Below are 13663 nucleotides of genomic sequence, written 5' to 3'. Positions count from 1 at the left end.
GGAAAAGCGAAACACCCCGCCTCGTCACCCCCGCCCGGGCGGGGATCACGGTCGCAGGGCGAACACTCCACAGACTCTCGAAACAGGCACCGATCCGTGTTCCCACGGCCTGTCCGCCGCGGATGGGCGCGGTTTACCCCCCCTTGCGCTCGCGGCGCAAGGCCCATTTCACCGTCTTGATGGCGGGGCCGGTATGTCCGGAGACGGCGATCTGGGTGGTCCGCCGCGGTTCGTCGCCGCTGCCCAGATAAATGCTCTCCTCCAGCTCCAGCGTGGCGCCCGACGCGCGCAGCCGCCAGGCGGCCCCGCTCGGCAGCTTCAGCTGGACCTGCCCGCCCTGGACGAGGGTCGCCTGGACCGCCGGGTGCAGGTGGAAGCGGATGGTGAAGGGCCGCGGTTCCGGCGTGGCGCCGATCACCGGCTCCAGCATGTCCTCGCCGCGCAGATCCTCGCCGTTCTCCGCCAGATAGACGCGGCGGCGGTGCAGATAGCCGAAGTTGCGGCTGTAGCCGTTGTGGGTGGCGACGACCAGCACCGCCCCGTCGTTCTCCTGCCGCTCGCAGCCGACATGGGAAGGGCGGCGGCCCAGCCCGCCCTGCTCCATCACCTCCGACGAGTTGGTCTCGGCCAGCACGACGGTGGAGTGGGCGGCGGTTCCGGCCAGGGCGGCGCGCCAGGGGCCGGTCTTCACCGGATGGGCGCCGCAATTGACGATCAGGCGCTCCTTGCCGACCGACATCTCCAGCGACAGCGTGCCGGCGTGGGCGGTGGCGTCCAGCCCGGTGACCGGCGGCACGCCGGTGTCCATCAGCACCATGGTGCGCCCGGCGATCAGCCGCTCGAAGCCGGTGTGCGGCGCGCTCTTCAGCGGGCGCCCGCGGGCGTCGGCCTGGGCCAGCACCGTGTCGACCAGCGCCGCGTCCTCCTCCCGGCCGCCGTTGAACAGGGCGAGGCCGCCGTCGCCGTGGCGGAAGAAGCGCAGGGCCGGGGTCATGCGGTCGATGGCGTGCTGCAGCGCCTCCGGCACATCGGCGCGGGCGGTGCGCAAGACCGACCGCATGTCGATCAGGTCGCGCAGGATGCGCAGCTGCACCGAGGGGCAGCGCTCGACATGGCCGCCGTCCGGCAGGATCTGGCGCGGCAGCTCCCGCTCCAGCAGCTTCAGCGCGTCCTGGCCGACGCGCTCGTGCTCCGGCAGGCAGAAGCCGCCATAGACGAGGCCCTTGGCCGCGGTGACCAGCGCCTTGCCGTCCAGCGCGCCGGGCACCACGCGGGTCAGATGCTTGACCTGCCGGGCGAGGCTGTCGAAGACCGCGGCGCGGAACTCGTCGTCGGCGGAGGCGCAGTAGAAGTCGTGCAGGCCGATCCAGGCGGCGATGCGGGCGCCCAGCACCTCCGGCGCCCAGGTCTGGGCGTTCCAGCTCCCGTTGTGGTCCAGCCAGGACAGCACCAGCGCGCGGGCGCGCCGCCGCGCCGTGTCGCCGCCGACCGCCCGCAGGTCGCGCAGCCAGTCGAAGCCGTGCAGGGCGTCCTGCCAGACGATGCTGCCGGCCCGCCAGTTCGGCGCGCCGTGGGCGTCGGCCGCCGCCGCCTGCCCGCCGAAGCGGAAGACGCCGGCCAGGATCGCCGAGCCGTCCCCGGCGTCGCCCGGCCAGGGGTCCGGCGGCACGGCGGACAGGGCGGTCGGCGCGCGGCCGCCCAAGGTCAGCTTGTAGATCGGGTTGCCGAAGGCGATCTGCGCGACGCCGTCCCGCAAGCGGCCCATTTTCCCACGCCCGGCGCTCATCGGCTCACCCCGTCACACGGCAGGGGGAGGCGATGGCCGGCGCTTCGCTGAAGGCATTCGGGCGATCGGGGGGATGCATCCTGTTGTCGTATCAAATTCGCCTCGACCCCCGCAAGCCGGTGGTGCCCTAATCGTGCAGCCGTCGCAGCCTTGCCACGAAGAACCCGTCGATCCCGCCGAGGTCCCCGAGCATGCCCGGCAGGGATCGTACCTCACCGCGCTCGTTGATCAACTCGGCCAAATTGCCATCCCCCGCATGCCCGCCACCCGGATCGGCACCCAGATCAACCGGTGTGATGGGCAGCCGCTCGACCCGCTTGTCGCGGGCCAGGATGCGGTCGATCTGCGCCTCGCCCTCCTCCGGCTGGATGGAACAGGTGCAGTAGACCAGCGTTCCGCCCGGCTTCACCAGATCGACGGCGTGGGCCAGCAGGCGGCTCTGGGCCTTGGCCAGCTTGGCGATGTCCTCCGGCGTCTTGACCCGCAGGATGTCGGGATGGCGGCGGATCGCCCCGGTGGCCGAGCAGGGAGCGTCGAGCAGCACCGCGTCGGCGGGCTGCTCCGGGGTCCAGGTGGCGGCGTCGGTGGCCAGCACCTCCGCCGAGAGGTTCAGCCGGGTCAGGTTCTCCCGCACCCGCTCCAGCCGCTTGGCGGAACGGTCGACCGCCGTCACCTGCGCGCCCTGCGCGACGAGCTGGGCGGTCTTGCCGCCGGGGGCGGCGCACAGGTCGTAGACGCGCTTGCCCGCCAGATCGCCGAACAGCTTGGCCGGCAGCGAGGCGGCGAGGTCCTGCACCCACCAGGCGCCCTCGGCGAAGCCCGGCAGCTCCGTCAGGTTGCCGCCGGCGGCGCGGCGCAGCGTGCCCGTGGGCAGCAGCCTGGCCTCCAGCCGCTCGGCCCAGACCGCGGGATCGGCCTTGACGGTGATGTCCAGCGGCGCCTCGTGCAGGTGCGCCTCGACGATGCCGCGGGTGCGGCCGATGCCGTAGGCCTGCCGCCAGGCCAGCCACAGCCAGTCCGGCGTGTTCAGGCGCCCGGCGTCCTGCTGGGCGGCCAGTTCCGCCCCCTCGCGGCCGATTCGGCGCAGGACGGCGTTGATCAGGCCCTTGTAGGGCTCCGCCCCCTTGGCCGCGGCCAGCTCCACCGCCGTGTCGACGGCGGCGTGGGCGGGCGTGCCGAGGAAGACGAGCTGGGCCGCGCCCAGCCGCAGGATGTCGTGCACGGTGGCCTTGGGCAGGCCCGGCTTGGCGAGGCTGCCCTGGATCAGCGCGTCGATCTGGCCGAGCCGGCGCAGCACGGTGGCGGTCAGCAGCCGCACGAAGCCGCGGTCGCGCGGGTCGAGCCCGCGCAACTCCGGATGCGCGTCGAACGCGTCGTCGAAGGGGATGGACTTGCGCAGCACATCGCGCAGCAGGTCGAGCGCGGCGGAGCGCGCGGCAAGGGAGGCGTCGGACATGCCGCTGGATGTAGCGCGCCGGGCCGCGGGTGTCGAGTAGCCGCAGCGCGGGGCCGAACGGATTCCCTCCCCTCTCAGCGGGCCAGCACGCCCCGCCGTCCGCCCTCGTGGTCGGGGTAGGGGCCGACATCCTCGACGAAGAAGCAGGCGACGCCGCGCAATTCGCCCCGGCGCAGGATGAAGCGGTTGCCGTTGCCGGCCTTCATCGCCCACAGCGCCGTCCCCTCCAGCGCGCTCAACTCCAGCTCCGGCGGCACCGGGTCCTCGCCCAGCCGCTTGAGGAAACGGTCGGCGCGCACACGGTCGTCCGGCGGCAGGCTGCGCGCGGCGCGGGCGTCGTAGCGGTCGCTCTTGACGTAGCGGGTCCCCGTCCCCTGGATGGGGCTGGACGGCCCGCCGGGGTCGGCGGCGGCGCGCTCCAGCATCAGCGCCCAGCGGGCGTCCCGCGCCATCGCCAGGGCGCGGCGGTGGATGGCACGGCAATGCTCGGCCAGCTCGTGGAAGCGGGGCATCAGGTCGCGCTTGCGGAAGCCGACCTCCATCATGACGCGCTCCACCGCCCCGTCCGCCGCGGTGCGGGAAGCCGGGATGCCGCGCGTCTCCAGCGCCAGCAAGGCGTCGATGCGCCGGTCGCGCTCCGCCGCCGCGATGCCCTGGGTCAGCGTTTGCGCGAGCTGCTCCAGCGCCGCCTCGGCGCGGCGTTCGGCTTCGGCGATCCGGAGGAGCACGTCATCCCGGCTGGTGGCGGCCGAAACGGTCAGCCACCCCGCGTCGAACAGCAGGGTCTTGTCGAGGAACAGGTCCGGCACGATTCCCGTCAGCCGTCGGCGCGCATGCGCCCGACGATCTCCTCCAGCACCGCTTCGGCCTTGTCGTTGTCCACCTGGCAGGTGCCCGCCGCCTCGTGCCCGCCGCCGCCGTATTCCAGCATGAGCGGGCCGATGTTGGTCTTGGAGCTGCGGTTGATGATCGACTTGCCGCAGGCCAGCACCGTGTTCTGCTGCTTCAGCCCCCACAGGACGTGGATCGACACGTTCGATTCCGGGTACATCGCGTAGATCATGAAGCGGTTGCCGGCGTAGATGGTCTCCTCCCGCCGCAGGTCGATGACCACGACGTTGCCGCGGATCGTGCTGCAGCGGGCGAGCTGGTCGGAGAACTTCGCCTCATGCTCGGTGTAGAGGTCCACCCGCTCCTTCACGTCGGGCAGGGCGAGGATCTCGTCGATGCCGTGATTCCGGCAGCAGTCGATCAGCTCCATCATGAGCTGGTAGTTGGAGATCCGGAAGTCACGGAAGCGGCCGAGGCCGGTGCGCGCGTCCATGATGAAATTCAGCAGGGTCCAGCCCTGCGGCTTCAGGATGTCCTCGATGCCGTACTGGGCGGAGTCGGCCTGATCGACCGCGGCCATCATCGCGTCGGAGATGGTCGGGAAGCGCTCCTTGCCGCCGTAGTAGTTGTAGACGACGCGGGCGGCGGAGGGGGCGTCGGCCTCGATGATGTGGTTGTCGCGCTTGCCGACGCGGATCGTCTCCGACAGGTGATGGTCGAAGGCGAGATGGACGCCGGGCACATAGGGCAGGTTGGTGGTGATGTCGCGGTCGGAGATCTCGACCTTGCCGTCCTGCATGTCCTTGGGATGCACGAACTTGATCTCGTCGAGGATGCCAAGCTCCTTCAGGAGCACGGCGCAGACCAGCCCGTCGAAGTCGGACCGGGTGACGAGGCGGTATTTCGTGACGTCGGACATGCGGTTCCCCCTGATCGCCCCACAATCGGCAAGCCGAGGGAAAGTAGTCTTACGCCCTTCGCCACGCAACCGCGAACCGCCTTCGCTCACCCCCAGGGGCTGCGCGGCATGAAGGAGGGGCCAGCCATGCCGCGCAGGCGGCGCACCCGCTCCTCCATGTTCGGGTGGGTGGAGAACAGGCTGTCGAGGCTGCGCCCGTGCAGCGGGTTGGCGATGAACAGATGCGCCGTGGCCGGGTTGGACTCCGCCGCGTAGTTCGGGATCTGGTGGGCGTAGTTGTGGATGCGGGTCAGCGCGTCGGCCAGCCACAGCGGGCGCCCGCAGATCTCCGCGCCGATGCGGTCGGCCTCGTACTCGCGGGTGCGGCTGATCGCCATCTGCACGATCATCGCGGCGAAGGGGGCCAGGACGGCGATCAGGATGCCGCCGATCAGGCCGAGCGGGTTGCCGCCCTGCCCGTTCTGGCTGTTGCCCTGCGACGCGCCGAAGAACATGCCGAAGTTGGCGAGCATGGAGATGGCGCCAGCGATGGTCGCGGTGATCGTCATGATCAGCGTGTCGCGGTTCTTCACATGGGCCAGCTCATGCGCCATGACGCCGGCGATCTCCTCCGGGCTGAGCAGGCGCAGCAGGCCGGTGGTGGCGGCGACCGCGGCGTTCTCCGGGTTGCGGCCGGTGGCGAAGGCGTTGGGCTGGTCGTTCTCCATGATGTAGACGCGCGGCATCGGCAGGCCGGCGCGCTCGGCCAGCTGCTGGACGATGCCGTAATATTCGGGGGCGGTGTAGGCGTCGACCTCCCGCGCGCCGTACATGGACAGCACCATGTCGCCGGAATTCCAGTAGCTGAACAGGTTCATGCCCAGCGCCATGACGAAGGCGATCATCATGCCGCCCTTGCCGCCGATCAGATAGCCGATGCCCATGAACAGGGCGGTCAGGCCAGCGAGGAGGATGGTGGTCTTCACATAGCTGGTCATGGTGATGTTCTCTTGGCGATGTTCCGGGCGATCTTCTGGACGGTTTCGCTGTTGGTTGGACAGGACGGCCCCGGCGGGGCTTTCCGCCGGGCTTGTCTGGTGATATGGGCTTGGCGGAAGGCATCGTTCAAGATGGCCAAGCACCGCACCCGACCCCAGAGGACGGCCATGACCGAGACGAAGACCACCGGCCCGGCACCGCAGGACGCCGCGAAGCCCGACGCCGAAACGACCGCCGAAACGACCGCCGGGACCGGCGCCAAGGGACCCGAGCAGATGCCCGGCGAAATCGGCGGTCCGCAGGGACCGGAGCCGACCCGCTTCGGCGATTGGGAGTTCAAGGGTCGCTGCTCCGACTTCTAAGCCGACACTTCTAGGACGACTTACCTTCGCGTTTCCGCTCATGAAGTGAATACATACGCATTCAGGACACAATGCCTAGGTTGTGCTTGATGCGATCTGGTTCGCGCGCTACTCTGTGCCCGGTTCGCCCCACTCGCGAACCGGTGCCCGGGGAGTTCGCGCCATGGGATCGTTCAGGCCCGCCCGCCCATGCCCGCGCCGCTCCGCCGGGATGCGGACCGGCCTATGGCTCGCCCTTCTGTGCCTGGCGCTGTCCGGCACCGTCCGGGCCGCGCCTCCCGCCGCTCTGCCCGGCCCGATCCCGGCGGAGGTGCTGGAGGTTCTGGACGGCGACACGCTGCTGGTGCGCGCCACCATCTGGCTGGGTCAGGTGGTGGAAACCCACGTCCGGGTGGACGGGCTGGACGCGCCGGAGATGCGCGCCCGCTGCCCCCACGAGCGGGAACTGGCCGAGACCGCCCGCGACCACGCGCGCCGCCTGATCGGGGCCGCCCCGGTGCGGCTGCTCGACATCCAGCCCGACAAGTATGGCGGACGGGTGCGCGCCCGCGTGCTGACCGGCGGGGGTGACGATCTGTCGGCCGCGCTGATCGCGGCGGGACTCGCCCGCCCCTACCACGGCGAACGGCGCCAGCCCTGGTGCGACGGGACGGGCATGGGCTAACCCGGCTCCACCAAAGGATGATTTGGGAACCCGCCGTCTCGCTCCGCTGTTGCCCCTCCCACCAAGGAGGAGAGCGAACCATGACGACCCAGGCCTCGTCTTACGTCCCCGGCGCCATCGCCTTGCTGGCCGCCAGCCTCGCCCTGACCGGTGCCGCCGTGGCGCAGGACGCCAAGACGATGGAGGGCGGTCTCGGCGCCGCCCCGCCGTCCCAGGGCGAAGCCTGGATGGAATCGACCGGCGCCCAGGACCCGACGCTGGGCGAGCGCCGCACCGACAAGCAGAAGAACGCCGCGGAAACCCGCGCGCAGGGGCGCATCGGCGCCGTCCCCGACGCGGCGAGCGGCGAGTCCGGCCTGAAGCCCGGCACCGCCGAAGCCGTCAAGAACCAGTCCGGCAGCGGCGCCTCCGACGGATCGGACACCGCTCCCAAATAACGGCCGATAAAAACGAAACCGGGGGCCGCGAAGGCCCCCGGTCCGCAGACAAACCCCGATGAACGCCGCGATCAGGCGTTGTTCATGCGGTTCTCGATCAGGTCGGTCACGACGGTCGGATCGGCCAGCGTCGAGGTGTCGCCCAGGCTGTCGTGCTCGTTCGCGGCGATCTTGCGCAGGATGCGGCGCATGATCTTGCCCGAACGGGTCTTCGGCAGGCCCGGCGACCACTGGATCAGGTCCGGCGAGGCGATCGGGCCGATCTCCTTGCGCACCCAGGCCACCAGTTCCTTGCGCAGCTCCTCCGACGGGGTCTCGCCGGCGTTGAGCGTGACGTAGGCGTAGATGCCCTGGCCCTTGAGGTCGTGCGGGTAGCCGACGACCGCGGCCTCGGCCACCTTCGGGTGGGCGACCAGCGCGCTCTCCACTTCCGCTGTGCCCATGCGGTGGCCGGACACGTTGATCACGTCGTCCACGCGGCCGGTGATCCAGTAGTAGCCGTCCGCGTCGCGGCGGCAGCCGTCACCGGTGAAGTAGTAGCCCGCGAAGGTCGAGAAGTAGGTCTGGACGAAGCGCTCGTGATCGCCGAACACCGTGCGCATCTGGCCCGGCCAGCTGTCGGCGATGCAGAGGTTGCCTTCCGTCTCGCCCTCCAGCTCCTTGCCGTCGTTGTCCACGACGACCGGCTTGACGCCGAAGAAGGGCTTGGTCGCCGAGCCCGGCTTCTGGCCGATGGCGCCCGGCAGCGGGGTGATCAGGATGCCGCCGGTCTCGGTCTGCCACCAGGTGTCGACGATCGGGCAACGGCCCTCGCCGACCACGTTGTAGTACCACAGCCAGGCTTCCGGGTTGATCGGCTCGCCCACCGACCCCAGGATGCGCAGCGAGGACCGGGAGGTCTTCTTCACCGGACCCTCACCCTCGCGCATCAGCGAGCGGATGGCGGTCGGGGCGGTGTAGAAGATGTTGACCTTGTGCTTGTCCACCACCTGCCAGAAGCGGGAGATGTCCGGATAGGTCGGGACGCCTTCGAACATCAGCGTGGTGGCGCCGTTGGCCAGCGGGCCGTAGACGATGTAGCTGTGGCCGGTGACCCAGCCCACGTCGGCGGTGCACCAATAGACCTCGCCGTCCTTGTAGTCGAAGACGTACTGGTGGGTCATCGACGCGTAGACGAGATAGCCGCCGGTGGTGTGCAGCACGCCCTTCGGCTTGCCGGTCGAGCCCGAGGTGTAGAGGATGAACAGCGGGTCCTCCGCGCTCATCTCCTCCGGCGGGCAGTCGGCGGAGACCGACGCGATCTCCTCGTGGTACCAGAGGTCGCGGCCCTCGGTCCAGGCGACGTCGCCGCCGGTGTGCTTGACGACCAGGACGTGACGGACGCCGGGCGCCCCGGCGACGGCCTTGTCGGCGTTCGCCTTCAGCGGAACCTTGCGGCCGCCGCGCAGGCCTTCGTCGGAGGTGATGACAAAGTGGCTGTCGCAGTCGACGATGCGGTCCTTCAGGCTGTCCGGCGAGAAGCCGCCGAACACGATGGAATGGATGGCGCCGACGCGCGCGCAGGCCAGCATGGCGTAGGCGGCCTCGGGGATCATCGGCAGGTAGATGGTGACGCGGTCGCCCTTCTTGACGCCGTTCTTCTTCAGAACGTTGGCGAGGCGGCAGACCTGCTCGTGCAGTTCCTTGTAGGTGATGTGCCTGGAAACGCCCGGATCGTCGCCTTCGAAGATGATGGCGGTCTGGTCGCCGCGCGTCGCGAGGTGGCGGTCGACGCAGTTGGCGGAGACGTTCAGCGTGCCGTCGTAGAACCACTTGATGTGGACGTCGCCGGTGTAGCTGACGTCCTTCACCTTGCTGTAGGGCTTGATCCAGTCGATGCGCTTGCCCTGCTCACCCCAGAAGGCTTCCGGATCGTTGATCGATTGCTCGTACAGGCGGGCGTAGGCGGCTTCGTCCACGTAAGCGGTCTTGGCGATTTCCGGCTTAACAGGAAAAAACGAATTGTCGGACATTGGCTCGCGATTCCCCCGTAGTGCTTCTGGTTACGCCCTGAAGGGCTGTTGGGGAGCGGCTTCCGACCGCTCCTGTTGCGGGACATTATCCACACAAGTTCCCGTCACCACAAGCAGAACGGCTGATTGTCCGCCTCCTCCATCGGGGCTTTCGGCCCCACTTTGTTGCAGCGCACCGCCCGTTCTTTTGACTTCACCAGCATCCAGGCCGGCGCGACCGCGCGACTATTTGTCGCGCATAATACGAAAGCATGATGACGCCCTCCGGGGGGCCGCTTAACCCGGCCTTAACCGGCGCATCGTTAGCGTGCATGGCGTTCCCCCAACAGCAGGGCACCGGCATGGCCAGCACGACCAACGCGGACGGCACCACCGGAGACGGCACCACCGGGCAGGGCATCGAGCTGGCCGGGCGCCTGTCGGAGATGGGAAGCCGCACCAGCCTGATGGTGATCGACGCCGCCCTGCGCACGGCCTCGATGGCCGAACTGGAAACCTCCGGCTCGGCCGCCCTGGCACCCTTCGGAACGGAGACCGGCTTCGCCGGGGCCGCGGCGGAGATGCAGGCGCTGGCCCGCCGGATGCTTCAGGCCACGCAGGATTTCCAGGCGGCCATCTGCGAACCGGCGGACTGATCCGCCGCCGCGGACGGCCGCTTTCTCACCAGTTCCGAAGAACCGTCACGCCTCGATCCCGGCCAGCGCGCAGACGTGCGCCCATTCGGCGTCCGTCACCGGGCAGACCGACAGGCGGGATTGCTTGACCAGGGCCATGCCCTGGAGCAGCGGGTCGGCCTTCATCGTCTTCAGCGTGACCGGCGTCTTCACGGGCAGCAGCGCCCGCACGTCGACCATGCCGAAGCGCCCCGCCTCGTCGCTCGGGTCCGGGTAGTATTCTCGCGCGATCTCGACGACGCCGACCACCTCCAGCCCCTCGTTCGAGTGGTAGAAGAAGGCGCGGTCGCCGACCTTCATGGCCTTCAGGTTGTTCGACGCCTGATGGTTGCGCACGCCGTCCCAATGGGTGGTGCCGTCGGCGACCATGCGCTCCCACGAATATTTGAAGGGCTCCGACTTCAGAAGCCAGCGGGCCATCGCCGTCCGCCCCCGGTCAGGACTTCGGGTAGACCCGGCGCCACGCCCGGATCTCCACGCTCTCGAACAGCCCGGCCTGGGCGTAGGGGTCGTTGGCGGCGAACGCCTTGGCGTCGGCCTCGTCAGCGCACTCCACGATCAGCAGGCTGCCGGCCATGCCCTGGCCGTCGTCGGACAGCAGCGGGCCGGCGGCGAACAGGCGGTCGGCGTGCGCTTCCAGATAGGCCAGATGGGCGGGGCGGTTGTCGGCCCGCACCTGGGCGGCGCCGGCCTTGTCGGTGCAATGGAACATGTAGAGCATTGGGAAACCCCTTCCGTTCGGTCGGGCGGGAGCCTAGCGCAGCCGCGGCCGCCGCGGAAGGTGCCGAACCTCTTCGTGACGGCCTTTCTGTGCTGGCGGGGCCTCTCCGCCCCTCAGCGTCCCTCTCCGCGGAAGGGCCGCGACAGCAGCCCGTCGATCGTCGCGTCCAGCCCGGCGCCGCGGTTCAGGATCGCGTCCACGGCGGCGCACAGCGGCATGTCCACGCCTTTCCTCCCGGCCAGCCCGACCACCGCGGCGGCGGTGTAGACGCCCTCGGCGACGGAGCGGCGCTCCGCCAGCACCTCGGCCAGCGTCCGGCCGGCGCCGAGGGCGGCGCCCAGCGACATGTTGCGCGATTGCAGGCTGGAGCAGGTCAGCGTCAGGTCGCCCAGCCCGGACAGCCCCATCAGCGTCTCCGGCCGGCCGCCGAGCGCCAGGGCCAGCCGGGTGATCTCCGCCAGCCCGCGGGTGATCAGCGCCGCCCGCGCGTTGTCGCCCAGCCTGCGGCCCTCCACCACGCCGCAGGCGATGGCCAGCACGTTCTTCACCGCCCCGCCGATCTGCGAGCCGACCACGTCGTCCGACAGGTAGGGGCGGAAGGTGCGGCTGCCCAGCGCCTCGACCAGCCGGCCGCCCAGCGCGGCGTCGGCGCAGGCCAGCGTCACCGCGGTCGGCAGGCCGCGCGCCACCTCCGCCGCGAAGGTCGGACCGGACAGCACGGCCAGCGGCGTCCCCGCCGGCAGCGCGGCGGCCGCGGCCTCGCTCATCAGGGCGTGGCTGTCCAGCTCGATCCCCTTGGCGCAGATGACCAGCGGGGTGCCCGGCCGCAGATGGGCGGCAAGGCCGGCGCAGGCGCTGCGCAGATGCTGGGCCGGGGTGACGAGCAGGATGGCGTCGCAGGCGGCGGCTTCGGCCAGGTCGCCGGTCGCGCGCAGCTCGGCGGGCAAGGCCACGCCCGGCAGATAGTCACGGTTCTCCCGCGCGGCGTTGACCGACTCGACCACGGCCGGCTCGCGCGCCCACAGCAGGGCCTCCCGTCCGGCGCGCAGGGCGGCCAGGGCCAGCGCCGTGCCCCAGGCCCCGCCGCCGATCACGCCGATGCGCCGGAAGTCCGTTGCCGCCATGGATGCCCCCCGATTTTCAAGCCCGATTTTCAAGACTGTCCTGAAGGAATTGCCCGCCTGTTTAGGCGGAGCGTTCCCGGTCCGCAAGCCGGACGGTCACGCCTCCGGCGTCAGCATGAGCTTCATCCCGACATGGCTGGCCCGGAAGCCCAGCCGCTCGTAGAAGCGGTGGGCGTCGGTGCGCCGGGTCTGGCTGGTCAGCTGCACCATCGCGCAGCCCTCGGCGCGGGCCAGCGCGATGGCGTGCCGCATCATGGCGCTGCCGATGCCCTGGCCGCGCACCGCGCTGTCCACCTTCACCGCCTCCACCGTCGCCCGCGCCGCACCCCGGCGGACCAGCCCGTGGGTTACGGTGAACTGGAAGCAGCCGACGATCCGCCCGTCCAACTCCGCCAGCACGATGGAGTTGCCCGGCTGGGCCGCCATGCGGTCGAAGGCGTTCCAATAGAGCGGGTCGAGCGGCTCAGCATAGACGTCGCCGGCCGTGGACAGGGCGTCGTCGGCGGTCAGACGGATGATCGCCGGGACGTCGTCGCGCCCGGCCGTGCGGAAGGTCAGGGTCACGGCGGCATCATCCTCACGCCTTCACGCCGGAGCCGACCCCGGCCTTGCCGATGGCCGGCTTCGCGCTGGGGTCGAGCGGCCAGCGCGGGCGCGGCGCGAAGTCCAGCGGATCGCTCTGGCCCAGCCGCAAGCGCTCGATCCCCGCCCAGGCGATCATCGCCGCGTTGTCGGTGCACAGCTGCAGCGGCGGCGCCACGAAGGGCATGCCCTCGCGGTCGGCCAGCCTTTGCAGGCGGGCGCGCAGCGTCTTGTTGGCCGCCACGCCGCCGGCCACCACCAGCGCACCGCCCTGCGGGTGCATCTCCTTGAACTGGCGCATGGCGCGGGCGCAGCGGTCGGCCATCACCTCGGCCACCGTGGTCTGGAAGGCGGCGGCGAGGTCGGCCTGGTCCGCGGCCGACAGGGGTGTCCCCAGCTCCTCGACGTGGCGCCGCACCGCGGTCTTCAGGCCGGAGAAGGAGAAATCGCAGCCGGGACGCCCGACCATCGGGCGCGGCAGGTCGAAGCGGCCTGGGTTGGTCGCCAGCGCCGCCGCCTTTTCCAGCAGCGGCCCGCCGGGATAGCCGAGGCCGAGCAGCTTGGCCGTCTTGTCGAACGCCTCGCCCACCGCGTCGTCGATGGTGGTGCCGAGCCGCCGGTATCGCCCCACCCCCTCCACCACCAGGAGCTGGCAATGCCCGCCGGACACCAGCAGCAGCAGGTAGGGGAAGGGCACGTCGTCGGTCAGCCGGGCGGTCAGCGCGTGGCCTTCCAGATGGTTCACCGCGACGAAGGGCAGCCCGCGCGCCGCGGCGATGGCCTTGGCGGTCATCACCCCGACGATCACCCCGCCGATCAGTCCCGGCCCGCCGGTCGCCGCTACGGCGTCGAGGTCGGCGAAGCCCAGCCCGGACTCCGCCATGGCGCGGCGGATCAGCCCGTCCAGATGCTCCAGATGGGCGCGCGCGGCGATTTCCGGCACCACCCCGCCGTAGGGCGTGTGGTCGTCCAGCTGCGACAGCACCACGTCGGCGCGGATCTCCCGCGCGTCGGTCACGATGGCCGCCGCCGTCTCGTCGCAGCTCGTTTCGATTCCAAGAACGATCATGATGGCCGTCAAACTAGCCGTCTCCACCGCTCTGGTATAGGGTCTTGG

Annotated in this window: 15 protein-coding genes; 4 read left to right on the top strand and 11 right to left on the bottom strand. The window is 70.5% G+C overall.

The window, feature by feature from the left end; all coding sequences use genetic code 11:
* Positions 1 to 133 precede the first annotated feature (133 nt).
* The 5 genes from ABVN73_RS00960 to htpX form a co-directional block, all read right to left on the bottom strand.
* The gene (locus ABVN73_RS00960; protein WP_353858532.1) at positions 134 to 1765 is read right to left on the bottom strand and encodes a heparinase II/III family protein; all 1632 of its coding nucleotides are present in this window, start codon (positions 1763 to 1765) and stop codon (positions 134 to 136) included.
* 148 nt (positions 1766 to 1913) lie between these two features.
* Positions 1914 to 3242, bottom strand: a complete 1329-nt coding sequence (locus ABVN73_RS00955) for a transcription antitermination factor NusB (protein ID WP_353858531.1) — start codon at positions 3240 to 3242, stop codon at positions 1914 to 1916.
* A 74-nt stretch (positions 3243 to 3316) separates the two neighbouring features.
* Positions 3317 to 4051: a hypothetical protein gene (locus tag ABVN73_RS00950; RefSeq protein ID WP_353858530.1), complete on the bottom strand. Its 735-nt coding sequence runs from the start codon at positions 4049 to 4051 to the stop codon at positions 3317 to 3319.
* An 8-nt stretch (positions 4052 to 4059) separates the two neighbouring features.
* The gene (locus tag ABVN73_RS00945) at positions 4060 to 4992 is read right to left on the bottom strand and encodes an exopolyphosphatase (RefSeq protein ID WP_137139791.1); all 933 of its coding nucleotides are present in this window, start codon (positions 4990 to 4992) and stop codon (positions 4060 to 4062) included.
* Positions 4993 to 5078: 86 nt separating this feature from the next.
* On the bottom strand, positions 5079 to 5969 hold the full coding sequence (gene htpX, locus ABVN73_RS00940) for a zinc metalloprotease HtpX (protein ID WP_137139790.1): 891 nt from the start codon (positions 5967 to 5969) through the stop codon (positions 5079 to 5081).
* A gap of 168 nt (positions 5970 to 6137) precedes the next feature.
* On the opposite strand from htpX, the gene ABVN73_RS00935 reads away from it, so the two are divergent.
* The 3 genes from ABVN73_RS00935 (at position 6138) to ABVN73_RS00925 (ending at position 7433) form a co-directional block, all read left to right on the top strand.
* The gene (locus tag ABVN73_RS00935) at positions 6138 to 6332 is read left to right on the top strand and encodes a succinate dehydrogenase assembly factor 4 (protein ID WP_353858529.1); all 195 of its coding nucleotides are present in this window, start codon (positions 6138 to 6140) and stop codon (positions 6330 to 6332) included.
* A 163-nt stretch (positions 6333 to 6495) separates the two neighbouring features.
* The gene (locus ABVN73_RS00930) at positions 6496 to 6996 is read left to right on the top strand and encodes a thermonuclease family protein (protein WP_353858528.1); all 501 of its coding nucleotides are present in this window, start codon (positions 6496 to 6498) and stop codon (positions 6994 to 6996) included.
* Between the two features lie 80 nt (positions 6997 to 7076).
* The gene (locus ABVN73_RS00925) at positions 7077 to 7433 is read left to right on the top strand and encodes a hypothetical protein (protein WP_353858527.1); all 357 of its coding nucleotides are present in this window, start codon (positions 7077 to 7079) and stop codon (positions 7431 to 7433) included.
* Positions 7434 to 7504: 71 nt separating this feature from the next.
* On the opposite strand, the gene acs is transcribed toward ABVN73_RS00925, so the two are convergent.
* On the bottom strand, positions 7505 to 9445 hold the full coding sequence (gene acs / locus ABVN73_RS00920; RefSeq protein ID WP_353858526.1) for an acetate--CoA ligase: 1941 nt from the start codon (positions 9443 to 9445) through the stop codon (positions 7505 to 7507).
* A gap of 341 nt (positions 9446 to 9786) precedes the next feature.
* Between acs and ABVN73_RS00915 the strand changes: the two genes are divergently transcribed.
* The gene (locus ABVN73_RS00915) at positions 9787 to 10080 is read left to right on the top strand and encodes a hypothetical protein (protein ID WP_353858525.1); all 294 of its coding nucleotides are present in this window, start codon (positions 9787 to 9789) and stop codon (positions 10078 to 10080) included.
* Between the two features lie 45 nt (positions 10081 to 10125).
* Here the strand turns inward: ABVN73_RS00915 and ABVN73_RS00910 are convergent, their stop codons facing one another.
* From ABVN73_RS00910 to tsaD, 5 genes are all read right to left on the bottom strand, one after another.
* On the bottom strand, positions 10126 to 10539 hold the full coding sequence (locus ABVN73_RS00910) for an EVE domain-containing protein (protein ID WP_353858524.1): 414 nt from the start codon (positions 10537 to 10539) through the stop codon (positions 10126 to 10128).
* 16 nt (positions 10540 to 10555) lie between these two features.
* The gene (locus ABVN73_RS00905) at positions 10556 to 10840 is read right to left on the bottom strand and encodes a YciI family protein (protein WP_119510076.1); all 285 of its coding nucleotides are present in this window, start codon (positions 10838 to 10840) and stop codon (positions 10556 to 10558) included.
* Between the two features lie 113 nt (positions 10841 to 10953).
* Positions 10954 to 11964, bottom strand: coding sequence for an NAD(P)H-dependent glycerol-3-phosphate dehydrogenase (locus ABVN73_RS00900; RefSeq protein WP_353858523.1), 1011 nt, complete (start codon positions 11962 to 11964; stop codon positions 10954 to 10956).
* Positions 11965 to 12060: 96 nt separating this feature from the next.
* Positions 12061 to 12528, bottom strand: a complete 468-nt coding sequence (locus ABVN73_RS00895) for a GNAT family N-acetyltransferase (RefSeq protein ID WP_353858522.1) — start codon at positions 12526 to 12528, stop codon at positions 12061 to 12063.
* A gap of 13 nt (positions 12529 to 12541) precedes the next feature.
* A complete protein-coding gene (gene tsaD, locus ABVN73_RS00890) occupies positions 12542 to 13615 on the bottom strand; it encodes a tRNA (adenosine(37)-N6)-threonylcarbamoyltransferase complex transferase subunit TsaD (RefSeq protein ID WP_353858521.1) in 1074 nt (357 codons plus the stop codon).
* Positions 13616 to 13663 lie beyond the last annotated feature (48 nt).

Source organism: Azospirillum formosense (assembly GCF_040500525.1).
Taxonomy (GTDB): domain Bacteria; phylum Pseudomonadota; class Alphaproteobacteria; order Azospirillales; family Azospirillaceae; genus Azospirillum; species Azospirillum formosense_A.
This window is presented reverse-complemented; position numbering and strand designations above follow the sequence as displayed.

What these genes read in the sequence shown, in the direction of transcription:
- ABVN73_RS00960 (WP_353858532.1), bottom strand. Translation starts at nt 1,765, where the DNA reads ATGGGCCGCTTGCGGGACGGCGTCGCGCAGATCGCCTTCGGCAACCCG.
- ABVN73_RS00955 (WP_353858531.1), bottom strand. Translation starts at nt 3,242, where the DNA reads ATGTCCGACGCCTCCCTTGCCGCGCGCTCCGCCGCGCTCGACCTGCTG.
- ABVN73_RS00945 (WP_137139791.1), bottom strand. Translation starts at nt 4,992, where the DNA reads ATGTCCGACGTCACGAAATACCGCCTCGTCACCCGGTCCGACTTCGAC.
- htpX (WP_137139790.1), bottom strand. Translation starts at nt 5,969, where the DNA reads ATGACCAGCTATGTGAAGACCACCATCCTCCTCGCTGGCCTGACCGCC.
- ABVN73_RS00935 (WP_353858529.1), top strand. Translation starts at nt 6,138, where the DNA reads ATGACCGAGACGAAGACCACCGGCCCGGCACCGCAGGACGCCGCGAAG.
- ABVN73_RS00930 (WP_353858528.1), top strand. Translation starts at nt 6,496, where the DNA reads ATGGGATCGTTCAGGCCCGCCCGCCCATGCCCGCGCCGCTCCGCCGGG.
- ABVN73_RS00925 (WP_353858527.1), top strand. Translation starts at nt 7,077, where the DNA reads ATGACGACCCAGGCCTCGTCTTACGTCCCCGGCGCCATCGCCTTGCTG.
- acs (WP_353858526.1), bottom strand. Translation starts at nt 9,445, where the DNA reads ATGTCCGACAATTCGTTTTTTCCTGTTAAGCCGGAAATCGCCAAGACC.
- ABVN73_RS00915 (WP_353858525.1), top strand. Translation starts at nt 9,787, where the DNA reads ATGGCCAGCACGACCAACGCGGACGGCACCACCGGAGACGGCACCACC.
- ABVN73_RS00910 (WP_353858524.1), bottom strand. Translation starts at nt 10,539, where the DNA reads ATGGCCCGCTGGCTTCTGAAGTCGGAGCCCTTCAAATATTCGTGGGAG.
- ABVN73_RS00905 (WP_119510076.1), bottom strand. Translation starts at nt 10,840, where the DNA reads ATGCTCTACATGTTCCATTGCACCGACAAGGCCGGCGCCGCCCAGGTG.
- ABVN73_RS00900 (WP_353858523.1), bottom strand. Translation starts at nt 11,964, where the DNA reads ATGGCGGCAACGGACTTCCGGCGCATCGGCGTGATCGGCGGCGGGGCC.
- tsaD (WP_353858521.1), bottom strand. Translation starts at nt 13,615, where the DNA reads ATGATCGTTCTTGGAATCGAAACGAGCTGCGACGAGACGGCGGCGGCC.